This is a genomic window from Polynucleobacter sp. Nonnen-W13 (genome assembly GCF_018881735.1).
In the GTDB taxonomy this organism is placed as follows: domain Bacteria; phylum Pseudomonadota; class Gammaproteobacteria; order Burkholderiales; family Burkholderiaceae; genus Polynucleobacter.
Genome location: NZ_JACVPU010000002.1, coordinates 96,270 through 108,673 on the forward strand (window position 1 = coordinate 96,270; position 12,404 = coordinate 108,673).

Here is a 12,404-nt window from a genome sequence, read left to right on the forward strand (position 1 = left end):
AAACTTATTCTTTTGATAAGTATTTATATTGCACTGTAAAAAAAGCCCCGATATTTCAGGGCTTTTAATATTTACAGTCTATTTGGTCTCTATTTTTTCTTTACAGGCGGCAAATCAGTGCAATGGCCAAGGGCAGCCTCTGCGGCCAAGCCAACAGATTCTCCCAAGGTTGGATGCGGATGAATCGTTTTACCAATATCTACAGCATCAGCACCCATCTCTATAGCAAGGCAGACTTCGCCAATTAAATCACCGGCATGCGTACCAACAATACCGCCACCAATAATACGTTTGCTAGTAGCATCAAAAATGAGTTTGGTGAAGCCCTCATCTCGACCATTAGCAATCGCTCTACCGCTGGCCGCCCAAGGAAATAAACCTTTTTCATAGGCTATTCCCTTAGCCTTGCACTGCTCTTCAGTCAAACCTGCCCAAGCCACTTCGGGGTCAGTGTATGCCACTGATGGAATTTGCTTCGCATCAAAGTAGGATTTTTCACCAGCAGCAACCTCAGCAGCAACGTGACCCTCATGCACCGCTTTATGAGCCAGCATGGGTTGGCCAACAATATCGCCAATCGCAAAGATGTTATGGACATTGGTACGCATTTGATTATCAACAGGTACAAAGCCGCGCTCATCTACGACAACGCCTGCAGCGGATGCGTCAATCTTCTTGCCATTTGGAGTGCGCCCAACTGCAACTAATACCAAGTCGTAAGTCTGCGGTTCCGATGGAGCAGCCTCACCTTCAAAGCTAACCTGAATACCGTCAGCCTTCACTTCAGCTTTTGATGCGCGAGTCTTGAGCATGATGTTTTCAAAACGGTCAGCATTAAACTTCTCCCAGACCTTCTCTAAATCACGATCCGCACCTGCCATGAGGCCATCCATCATTTCAGCAATATCAATACGGGAGCCTAGAGTGCTATATACAGTGGCCATCTCCAAACCAATAATGCCGCCACCGATGACCAACATGCGCTTTGGAATACTCTTGAGTAACAAGGCGCCAGTGCTATCTACGATACGAGGATCTTCTGGCAAGAATGGAAGTTTTACTGGCTGGCTTCCCGCTGCAATGATTGCCTTCTGAAACCGAACTACTTCTTTTTGTCCTGTTAAATCTTGACCATCACCCTTGGTTAACTCAACTTCTACATGATTTGCATCTAAGAATCGGCCTAATCCACGCACCACGTTCACTTTGCGTGCTTTGGCCATGCCAGCTAATCCGCCCGTTAATTTGGCAATGACTGAATTTTTGTAGCCACGTAACTGATCAATTTCAATCTTGGGAGCGCCATAGCTAATACCATGCTTAGACATTGTTTTCACTTCATCCATCACTGCAGTTGTATGCAGCAAGGCTTTCGAAGGAATGCAGCCCACGTTTAAGCAAACACCACCTAAAGTTGAATAGCGCTCTATCAAAATAGTACTCATACCCAAATCTGCACTTCGGAAGGCGGCACTGTAGCCTCCTGGACCGGCACCCAATACGAGCACTTCACACTCATGATCCACTTTGCCACTGTATTGACCAGCAACAGGAGCGCTCATTACAGGCGCTGCTGCTATTGGTGTAGGAGTTGGAGCTGGTGAGGCTGCAGACACAGCAGCTTGAGGAGTAGATGCTGCCCCCACTTCAATTTCAGCTACCACACTACCTTTACCAACCTTATCGCCAGCTTTTACAGAAATACTCAGAACCGTTCCAGCCGCATCAGCTGGAACTTCCATGGTGGCTTTGTCAGATTCTAGAACGAGCAGTGGTTGTTCTTTTTCAATCACATCGCCCACTTTGATGAGTACTTCAATAACTGGTACATCCGAATAATCACCAATATCTGGTACGAGAATCATTTGCTTAGTCATATTCTCTCCTTACAGTGCTGCGCGACGGAAGTCAGACATCAGCTGAGCGATATAGACATTAAAACGTGTAGCCAAAGCACCATCAATCACACGATGATCGGCACTTAATGACAATGGGCAAATTAAGCGTGGCACAAATTGCTTACCATCCCAAACTGGTTTCATGGCAGCTTTACTGACCCCTAAAATTGCTACCTCTGGCGCATTCACAATAGGCGAGAAATAAGTACCGCCAATACCACCCAAGGAAGAAATAGTGAAACTAGCGCCCTGCATTTGCTCGGGCTTCAGTTTTCCATCTCGCGCTAGCGCAGCTAACTCCGAAGTTTCACGAGCAAGCTCAAAGATACCTTTTTTATCTGCATCACGAATCACTGGCACCACTAAACCATTTGGCGTATCTGCGGCAAAGGCAATATTGAAATACTTTTTCAATACCAAGTCGTCTCCATCAATAGAGCTATTGAACTCTGGGAATTTTTTGAGCGCAGCTACAGCAGCCTTCATTAAGAAAGCTAGCATCGTGATTTTGAGACCCTGCTTTTCATTCTCTTTATTGGTCAGCACTCTAAATGCTTCGAGATCAGTAATGTCCGCATCCTCGTGATAAGTCACCGCAGGAATCATGACCCAGTTACGACCTAGGTTCGCAGCAGTTAGCTTCTTAATACGATTTAATGGCTGACGCTCCGTATCACCAAATTTAGAGAAATCCACTTTTGGCCAAGGAATAAGATTTAAGCCACCTAGGCTTCCAGTAGATGCATGAGATCCACCGCCAGCGCCACCGCTCATTGCGGCCTTAACAAAAGCCTGAACATCCTCTTGGGTAATTCTGCCTTTAGGGCCGGAACCTTTAACTTGATGAACTGTGACACCGAGTTCACGAGCAAATTTACGGACTGAAGGACTTGCGTGACTGGCTGTTGGATCTACTTCAACTGGTGTATTGCTAACAGGAGGAGGTGCTGGAGCACGCACAATTGGTGGCTCTACTTTAGGGGCTGGTGCCGCAGTAGGTTCGGTTTTTGCTGATGCGGGAGCGGCAGCGGTTTGTGCAGCAGCTGGAGCTGCGACTGCGCCACTCTCTTCAAGCACCAGAACGATGGCACCCTCTGAAATAGAGTCACCCACTTTAACCTTGACCTCTTTCACAAGACCGGAGTGTGAAGATGGAACGTCCATGGTTGCTTTATCTGATTCAAGAACAACAATAGACTGCTCTTTCTCAACACGATCACCGGCTTTTACCAATACTTCGATGACGGGCACATCTTTGTAATCCCCAATATCTGGGACTTTAATATCAATTAGTTGGCTCATAGTATCTGTCTCTGATCAAACCGTCATTGGGTTTGGTTTAGTGGTATCGATGCCGTACTTCTTAATCGCTTCAGCTAGCATTTGGCGATCCAGTTGGCCAGCGTCAACCAAAGAGCGCAAGGCTGTGAGAACGACCCAACGACGATCTACTTCAAAGAAATCGCGTAATTTTTCACGAGTATCGGAACGTCCAAAACCATCTGTTCCTAGCACCTCAAAGCGACGGCCTAAATGCTGAATGGCTGGACGAATTTGCTCGGCAAATAAACGCACGTAATCAGTAGCAGCGATGATTGGACCCGCAGTATTTTTGAGGCACTGCTCTACATGAGATAAAACAGGTGCAGCAGTTGGATTTAGAAGATTATTACGATGAACCGTATTCCAATTACGACCTAGCTCAGTAAAGCTTGGGCAACCCCACAAATCAGAAGCGACACCCCAATCTGTATGCAAGATTTCAGCAGCCTCAATCACTTCACGGAAAATCGTACCTGAACCTAAGAGCTGTACGCGCAATTTCGCATTGGCATCACCAACCGACTTGAGCTTATACATGCCCTTAATAATGTCTTGCTCTGCACCCTTTGGCATAGCTGGATGAGCATAATTCTCATTCATCAAAGTGATGTAGTAATAGACATCCTCTTGTTCAGCCAGCATGCGGCGCATACCATCTTGAATTACTACGGCTACCTCAAAAGAGAATGAAGGGTCGTAGCTAATGCAGTTAGGAATTGAGGCGCTCCATACTTGACTATGACCATCTTCGTGCTGAAGACCTTCACCATTTAAAGTAGTTCTACCGGCAGTACCGCCCAATAAGAATCCACGGCTACGCATATCACCAGCAGCCCAACATAGGTCACCGATGCGCTGGAAACCGAACATGGAATAGAAGATATAGAAAGGTAACATCGGTACGCCATGGGTTGAGTATGAAGTAGCAGCAGCGATCCAGTCGCACATACCACCCGCTTCATTAATGCCCTCTTGCAAAATCTGGCCAGTCTTATCCTCTTTATAGAACATCAATTGGTCATGGTCTTCTGGGGTGTAAAGCTGACCTAGCTGATTCCAAATACCTAATTGACGGAACATGCCTTCCATACCAAAAGTGCGTGACTCATCTGGAACAATGGGAACAACCCGCTTACCTAACACCTTGTCGCGCACAATCGTATTGAGTATGCGAACAAAAGCCATCGTTGTAGAAATCTCACGGCCATCGGTAGTTGCTTCTAGTAATGGTGCAAATACCTCAAGCGCAGGGACAGGCAAGCTCTCAGCCTTCATCCGACGTTGTGGCAAGTAGCCGCCCAACTCTTGACGGCGAGCTTTCATGTACTCAAGCTCTGGACTTCCTTCAGCAAATTTTACTAAAGGCATTTCATCTAGCTGCTCATCTTTTACAGGAATCTCAAAACGATCGCGGAAGCGACGCACGTCATCCGCATTCATCTTCTTCGCTTGGTGCGCAATATTCATCGCCTCACCAGAGCCACCCATACCGTAACCTTTAATCGTGTGGGCCAAAATAACGGTTGGCTGATCCTTGTGATTTACGGCTGAATGAAAAGCTGCAAATACTTTATGGGGATCGTGGCCACCGCGATTGAGTTGCCAAATCTCGTCATCACTCCAGTCGCTGACCAATGCCTTTAATTCAGGAGTATTGAAAACGATTTCGCGCACGTAGGCACCACTCTTGGCTTTCATTGTCTGGTATTCACCATCGACGATCTGACCAAGACGCTGCATCAAGATGCCTTTTTTGTCGCGAGCGAACAAGGCATCCCAATGACCTCCCCAAACTACCTTAATTACATTCCAACCAGCGCCACGGAACTCCCCTTCGAGCTCTTGAATAATTTTGCCGTTGCCGCGCACTGGACCATCAAGACGTTGCAAGTTGCAGTTCACTACGAAAATCAGGTTGTCTAATTTCTCACGGCCTGCCATACCAATAGCGCCGAGTGATTCTGGTTCATCAGTTTCACCATCGCCGAGGAAGGCCCAAACTTTTCTACCTTCCGCTTGAATAAATCCACGATCCTGCATATAGCGCATAAAGCGCGCTTGATAAATAGCCATGATGGGGCCAAGACCCATCGACACTGTAGGGAATTGCCAGAAATCGGGCATCAACCAAGGATGTGGATAACTAGAAATACCTTTGCCGCCTACTTCTTGACGGAAGTTATTCAGCTGTTCATCTGACAAACGGCCAAGCATGTAGGCTCTGGCATACACGCCTGGGGCGGAATGTCCTTGAACAAATATGAGATCGCCACCATGTTCCGGAGATGGGGCGTGCCAGAAATGGTTAAAGCCAACGTCATATAGCGTTGCCGCTGACTGGAAAGAGGAAATATGGCCGCCAACGTTGGTATCTTTATTAGCGCGTAACACCATAGCCATCGCATTCCAACGTGTGTAGGAGCGGATGCGGTGTTCGACATTTTGATCACCTGGTAGACGTGCCTGTTGCTCTACTGGGATTGTGTTGATGTAGGGTGTTTCTGCATGAAAGGCTTGATTTACTCCATTGACTCGAGCATGAGAAATTTGCTGATCAATTAAATAGGCAGCACGCTCTGGACCCTCATTCCGAATAACACCATCAAGAGCCTGTAACCACTCTTGGGTTTCACCTGGATCCGCATCTTGTTTTCCTGCGCTACCCAAAATTTGTTCTGGAACCGCTGCCATAAACTGCCTCCATTAATTACATCGATCTTATTGATTCACTCTATAGGCAATATTCTAGGAAGGTCTATGGGTGTAAACAAGCAATTTTCCACATAATGATAATATTTCTCACTATATGATATTTTGTTGCATCGCACTCAAGTGAGAAAAAGGTAGCTTGGCTAAGAATGCCTATCTGTAGGGCAAAATAAGCCAATTACATGAAAAAAATAGTATTTTCAATCTGGCAACTAAAGCCTGTGCAATGGCTCCGTCGAATACGGGGATTTAAGCTTGTCTACACGCCATTAATAGCCATTGTGCTGTTTACGGTTGTCATGGGAGTCATTATGGGCACCCTACAACTGCAAGAAAAGAGCCAGCAAGAAGCTGCACTATTTAGAGAGCTCTCTTTTGCAAAGCAACGCATCCAATTACGTTTTGCAAACAATACGGATGTGTTGCAATCTATTGGACGGGATTATGTCAGCGCTGGAGATTCCGCAAAGTTAAAAGAGAACGTGATTATTCAAGCAGAAAATCTTTTGCAAAGTAATCATGAAATAGCGCAAATTGCCTGGATCAATGAATCTGATCAGCGCCTGTGGAAAATTCCTACGGATAACTTAAAAACGGACTGGTTCAATAAAGCAAATAATGCAATACCAATAAACCAAGCTCTGAAAAAAACGCTCGAACTCAGCACTGCAACAAATAGACCTGCATTTAGTCAGTTCATTACTATTGAAGTTCCAAGCGACGAAGTAGTGTCAAAAGAAATCCGTAACGTGTTTTGGCAAGCTGTTCCACAGATGTCTGGCAGCGAAATTAAAGGCATGGTGGCTGTGCTCTATACAACACAGGGTCTACTTGAAATGATCCCTGGCGAGCTCAAGAGCCAGTATCGATTTACTTTAATTACAGATGAGGAAAAGATACTAGCAATCTCATCTGATAAAAATACACCAAAACGTGCATTTAGCAATCAAACTAGTTTGGATATTGGGGTTCTCAGTCCAAACCTGAGTCTGCGCATTGACACCTACCCGCCAGCCACGAATTTAACTTTTAGGATGTTAATAGGCGTGGTGTTGGGTTTGAGTGCATTTGTGATTTGGAGTTTATGGTCCGTTCTTAAACAAATGCAAGTTAGGCAAGAGGCCGAAGCCAATCTTCGGGCAGAAACCAATTTCCGTAGTGCGATGGAAAATTCCACTCCAGTGGGAATCCGTGCGCACGACATGAATCGAGTGATTACTTATGTGAATCCGGCATTTTGCGAGATGACTGGGTGGTCTGCAGAAGAGCTCATCGGACTGAGCCCCCCTTTTGCCTTCTGGCCCGAAGGGCAGAAAAATGAACTGACTGACAAAATGAATAAGGCCCTCAAAATTGCGCTGAGCGATGAAAGGAAAATTGGGATTGAGGGCTCCATTCTCCACAGAGATGGATCAGTCATTCAGACGCGTACATTTATTGCACCTCTAGTAAATGAAAAGGGCCAGCAAACTGGCTGGGTAACCTCATTAATTGATATCTCAGAACCTAAAAAAATTCGAGAAGAATTAGCGGCATCACAAGAGCGATTTGTTGCCGTTCTGGAAGGACTTGATGCAGCCGTATCAGTGGTGTCGAATGAGAATGGTGAACTATTATTCGCAAATCGCTTCTATCGTGAGCGCTTTGGTAATACCGCCAAGGGTCATTTTGAATTAGCGGGTAGCGATATCAATGAAAATATCATGCAAAGTCTGCCTAATAACTCTAGTGATAAGACAGCTGAAGTCATTACACCTCCACCACCCTACCAAGAAACTGAATCAGAAGAAATTCAATTACTAGATGAAGCATCGGGCATCTCAAAATGGTATGAAGTTCGCAGACGTAATGTCCCATGGGTGGATGGTCACTTGGCACAATTATTAATTGCCACAGACATTACGCTTCGCGTCGAAGCGGATGACTTGGCTAGACAACAAGAAGAGCGGATGCAATTTACTAGCCGCTTAACAACGATGGGTGAAATGGCCTCTTCTTTAGCCCATGAATTAAATCAACCGCTTGCAGCAATTTCGAACTATTGCATGGGTGTAGTAAAGCGCTTACAGGGTCATCTTGACCCTGCCTTACAAAAGGACATTCTTCCGGCGCTAGAAAAGGCATCCGATCAAGCTCATCGCGCTGGCACGATCATTCAGCGTATTAAAGGCTTTGTAAAACGAAGTGAACCGCAAAGAAAGTCTTGCGATATCGCTGAAATTATTCATGATGCTGTTGGGTTGGTGGAAATTGAAGCCCATCGCCATCGCTTGAGCATTAGCACTGAAATTGCTGAAAAACTCCCTGCGGTCGACTTAGATCCAGTCTTAATTCTGCAGGTCTTGGTTAATCTCCTGAAAAACTCTTTGGATAGCCTGAGGGAGGTTTACCCCCTTTCCTCGCGCTGGTCGGCTCCTCCTGTGCAGATTTCAGCAGATTTAGACACCAGCACCTTCCCCGCTATGTTGCGCATTCAGGTGAAGGATGCGGGTGGCGGAATTGCAAAATCAGTGATTGAACGCATGTTTGAGCCCTTTTTCAGCACCAAAAGTGATGGTATGGGCATGGGTCTGAACATTTGCAGATCTGTGATTGAATCCCATCAGGGTCGTCTTTGGGCAACAAATCTGATGGATGCCGAACATACAAAGTTGTCGGGCTGCACCTTTACAATACTATTACCCCTAGAGTCTCCGGGCTCTCAGGATAGTATTTAATTGACGTATTTTTTTAGGTTTATCTGCGAGAGCTAATATGAATATCAGTGCTGCCACCAAACCCAATCAAGCTGAAGTAGTTTATGTTGTAGATGACGACGAGGCAGTTCGCGACTCCCTTACCTGGCTGCTTGAAAGTAATGGCTATGTAGTTCGCTGCCATGCAAGTGCTGAACGTTTCTTGCAGTCACTCCAAAGCACTGATAAATCAACCATCTCTTGCGCCATCCTAGATGTCCGCATGTCTGGTATGTCTGGCCTTGAATTACAAGAGCGCCTCATTAGTGAAAACCTACCCATGCCAGTTGCTTTCATTACTGGTCACGGAGATGTATCGATGGCAGTTTCCACCATGAAGCGGGGAGCGGTGGACTTTATCGAAAAACCATTTAAAGAAAATGATCTCTGCGGCTTAGTTGATCGAATGCTTGGAAAAGCTCGGATTGATTACTCCCAAGCCAGTCAGCGTAAGGTAACCCAGAGCCTCTTGAGCAAACTCACTGGGCGTGAGCGCCAAGTGCTTGAACGTATCGTAGCCGGTCGATTGAATAAACAAATCGCAGATGATCTAAGTATCTCAATCAAAACTGTCGAGGCTCATCGTGCGAATATCATGGAAAAGCTCAACGTCAATACCGTTGCCGATCTTCTCCGTCTTGCTCTCTCTGATCCACAACCCAATTAATTTTTATGCCTGCACAGTTACTTGATGGCGTTGCGCTATCCAAAAAATTACGTACTGAAATTGCTGCACGTGGTGCAATCGTTACTGCTAAAGGTGTTAGACCAGGTTTAGCAGTGATTGTTGTTGGCGAAAATCCCGCCAGCCAGGTTTATGTCAGAAACAAAGTAAAAGCCTGTGAAGATGTTGGCTTCCATTCTGTGCTTGAGCGCTACTCCGTCGAGCTAGGCGAAGAAGAATTGTTAGCTCGTATTGCTACACTTAATGCTGATCCAGCAATTCACGGAATCTTGGTTCAACTACCGCTTCCTGAACATATTGCAGCCGAGCGCGTTCTTGAAGCCATTGCACCAGCAAAAGATGTGGATGGGTTTCACGTAGCTAATGCTGGCGCCTTAATGGTGGGCCAGCCAGAATTCAAGCCATGCACCCCTTATGGCTGTATGAAAATACTGGAGAGTATTGAATATCCCATCCGTGGTGCACGTGCGGTGATCGTGGGCGCTTCCAATATTGTTGGCAAACCAATGGCGATGCTCTTGTTGCAAGCAGGTGCAACAGTCACAATTTGCAATAGCAAGACTCGTGACTTGGCGCATCATACTAAGGATGCTGATATTTTGGTGGTTGCTACTGGCAAGCCAAAAATGATTACCGGCGATATGGTCAAAAATGGCGCCGTAGTCATTGATGTGGGCATTAATCGCATGCCCGATGGAAAACTCTGTGGCGACGTCGATTTTGATGCTGTTCAATATGTTGCCGGCTGGATCACTCCTGTACCAGGTGGAGTAGGCCCCATGACCATCACTATGCTCCTAATGAACACTTTAGAGGCAGCGGAAAAAGCAGCAAGACTGTCCTAATAGACCTCTTCACACGAGGCCGTTTTAGTACCTGATTAGCAAAAGTTGCTGTCGTCCATTAAGCTATAGGGATGACTAAACCAACGACATCAAAGCCCTCTCCCGAGCTCCAACAAAATCCACTCATTGCATTCGGAAGAGGTATTTGCGCCTATTCTGAGGTTAAGCCATCTGACATTGCCCCAGCAATCGACTTCCTTCTGCAGCGGGCGCAATCTGCGGTAGATCATGCAGTGGACCCGGCCACTCCAGCAAACTGGAATGATTTGGTAGAGCCTCTCGAGGATGCCACCGAATTGTTAAGTAGATCTTGGGGCGTGATCTCTCATCTCAATAGTGTTGCCGATACTCCTCAACTTAGAGCAGCGTATGGGGAGATGATGCCTAAAGTTACGGCCTTCTTTTCAAGCTTAGGACAAAATCTCGCGCTGTATGAAAAGTTTAAGGCCCTGAGTCAAGGTAGTGACTTTTCAAAACTCAATTCGGCCCAGAAGAAAGTGATTGAAAACTCATTAAGAGACTTCCGCCTTGGTGGCGCAGAGCTGAGCGATGCTGATAAACCCCGCTTTGCGAAGATTCAAGATGAGCAAGCCTTGTTAGGAAAGGCTTTCTCCGATCATGTGTTAGACGCCACCGATGGATTTATTCATCTCATTACAGATCAGGTTGATTTAGCTGGCTTGCCTGAGGATGCCATTGCCGCTGCAGCCGATCTTGCTCAGCAGAAGAATCTTCAAGGCTGGGCATTTTCACTACACTTCCCTTCTTATTACCCAGTAATGCAGTATTCCGAGAACCGATCCCTGCGTCGCCTAATTTATGAGGCCTACGTAACTCGAGCTTCTGAGCTAGGCCCTCAATACTCTAAAGGCAAACTCGATTGGGATAATACGCAAAACATGCTTGAGCAGTTAAAGCTACGTGATGAAGAAGCACGTATGCTGGGTTTCAAAAACTTTGCTGCCCTGAGCTTAGCCCCAAAAATGGCAAGTAGTGTTGAGGAAGTCGATACCTTCTTAACGAATTTTGCTCAAAAGGCAAAACCTTTTGCACTAAAGGATTGGCAAGAACTTTCTTTATTTGCCAAGACTGAGCTATCCATTCACGATGGATTAGAACCTTGGGATATTGCCTATGCTTCCGAGAGATTGAAGCAAGAGCGCTATTCCTTCTCTGAGAATGCGTTGAAACAATACTTTCCTTTGCCCAAAGTGTTGGAGGGCTTATTTGGCGTAATTCAAACTTTGTTTGGTGTGAAGATTCAAAAGGCTGATCTGCCAACTTGGCACGCAGATGTGCAGTCCTTCTCCGTCAAAAATGCGGCTGATAATACGGTGGCCTATTTTTACCTTGATCCCTATGCAAGGTCAGGTAAACGTGGTGGAGCTTGGATGGATGATGCACGTGGTCGGCGTGAATTACCTAATGGAGAAATCCAGATACCAGTAGCATATCTAGTCTGTAACTTTGCTCCACCTGTAAAAGTAAATGGCGCATTACGCCAACCGACAATCACCCATGATGATGTGATTACACTCTTTCATGAGAGTGGTCATGGCCTGCATCACCTTTTAACGCAAGTCAGTGCATTAGGCGTATCGGGTATCAATGGTGTTGAGTGGGATGCCGTTGAACTGCCAAGCCAGTTTATGGAAAACTTCTGCTGGGAATGGGAGGTATTGGAAAAAATGACAGCGCATGCTGAAACTGGAAAGCCACTGCCTTGCGAATTATTTGAAAAAATACTGGCTGCCAAGAATTTTCAAAATGGCTATATGACATTGCGCCAAGTTGTGATGTCGCTAACTGATTGGCGCCTACATGCTAGTTTTGATCCAAAAAACTCTCAAGGTCACGCCGTGCTAGATCTGTCTAGAAATATTGCAGATCAATTTAATGTCATACCGCAGCCACCCATCTCTCGATGGATAAATACCTTTAGCCATATTTTTGCTGGTGGCTATGCTGCTGGTTATTACAGCTATAAATGGGCTGAAGTTCTTTCTGCTGATGTCTACTCTGCTTTTGAAGAAGCGGCAAAACTAACTGGTAGCGTCCTTGATGAAAAAACAGGTATACGCTATCGCCAAGAGATTCTGGAGGTGGGTGGTAGCCGCCCTGCTGCCGAATCATTTAAGGCATTCAGGGGTCGCGAGCCTAGTATCGATGCCCTACTTCGTCACGGCGGCCTTGTGACTCAATGAAGGCG

The 12,404-nt window shown here is 46.1% G+C and carries 7 protein-coding genes; 4 read left to right on the plus strand and 3 right to left on the minus strand.

Features of this window, described 5'->3' with window-relative positions; translation table 11 throughout:
* Positions 1-89 precede the first annotated feature (89 nt).
* Genes lpdA through aceE form a run of 3 tightly spaced genes read right to left on the minus strand, consistent with a single transcriptional unit; the run spans position 90 to position 5,912 of the window.
* On the minus strand, positions 90-1,877 hold the full coding sequence (lpdA, locus tag ICN27_RS05820; protein ID WP_216269336.1) for a dihydrolipoyl dehydrogenase: 1,788 nt from the start codon (positions 1,875-1,877) through the stop codon (positions 90-92).
* Between the two features lie 9 nt (positions 1,878-1,886).
* Entirely contained in the window at positions 1,887-3,200 is a 1,314-nt protein-coding gene (aceF, locus tag ICN27_RS05825) for a dihydrolipoyllysine-residue acetyltransferase (RefSeq protein WP_216269337.1), read from the minus strand.
* Between the two features lie 15 nt (positions 3,201-3,215).
* On the minus strand, positions 3,216-5,912 hold the full coding sequence (aceE, locus tag ICN27_RS05830; protein ID WP_216269338.1) for a pyruvate dehydrogenase (acetyl-transferring), homodimeric type: 2,697 nt from the start codon (positions 5,910-5,912) through the stop codon (positions 3,216-3,218).
* A gap of 200 nt (positions 5,913-6,112) precedes the next feature.
* Here aceE and ICN27_RS05835 point away from each other — a divergent pair, with 200 nt between their 5' ends.
* From ICN27_RS05835 to ICN27_RS05850, 4 genes are all read left to right on the plus strand, one after another.
* Positions 6,113-8,647, plus strand: coding sequence for a PAS domain S-box protein (locus ICN27_RS05835; protein ID WP_216269339.1), 2,535 nt, complete (start codon positions 6,113-6,115; stop codon positions 8,645-8,647).
* A gap of 37 nt (positions 8,648-8,684) precedes the next feature.
* The gene (locus ICN27_RS05840; RefSeq protein ID WP_215304203.1) at positions 8,685-9,332 is read left to right on the plus strand and encodes a response regulator transcription factor; all 648 of its coding nucleotides are present in this window, start codon (positions 8,685-8,687) and stop codon (positions 9,330-9,332) included.
* A gap of 5 nt (positions 9,333-9,337) precedes the next feature.
* A complete protein-coding gene (folD, locus tag ICN27_RS05845; RefSeq protein WP_216269340.1) occupies positions 9,338-10,195 on the plus strand; it encodes a bifunctional methylenetetrahydrofolate dehydrogenase/methenyltetrahydrofolate cyclohydrolase FolD in 858 nt (285 codons plus the stop codon).
* Between the two features lie 71 nt (positions 10,196-10,266).
* Complete coding sequence (locus ICN27_RS05850) at positions 10,267-12,399, plus strand: M3 family metallopeptidase (protein WP_216269341.1); 2,133 nt, start codon at positions 10,267-10,269, stop codon at positions 12,397-12,399.
* Positions 12,400-12,404: the final 5 nt, after the last annotated feature.

Coding starts and splice junctions, on each gene's coding strand:
- lpdA (WP_216269336.1), bottom strand. CDS start 1,877: ATGACTAAGCAAATGATTCTCGTACCAGATATTGGTGATTATTCGGAT.
- aceF (WP_216269337.1), bottom strand. CDS start 3,200: ATGAGCCAACTAATTGATATTAAAGTCCCAGATATTGGGGATTACAAA.
- aceE (WP_216269338.1), bottom strand. CDS start 5,912: ATGGCAGCGGTTCCAGAACAAATTTTGGGTAGCGCAGGAAAACAAGAT.
- ICN27_RS05835 (WP_216269339.1), top strand. CDS start 6,113: ATGAAAAAAATAGTATTTTCAATCTGGCAACTAAAGCCTGTGCAATGG.
- ICN27_RS05840 (WP_215304203.1), top strand. CDS start 8,685: ATGAATATCAGTGCTGCCACCAAACCCAATCAAGCTGAAGTAGTTTAT.
- folD (WP_216269340.1), top strand. CDS start 9,338: ATGCCTGCACAGTTACTTGATGGCGTTGCGCTATCCAAAAAATTACGT.
- ICN27_RS05850 (WP_216269341.1), top strand. CDS start 10,267: ATGACTAAACCAACGACATCAAAGCCCTCTCCCGAGCTCCAACAAAAT.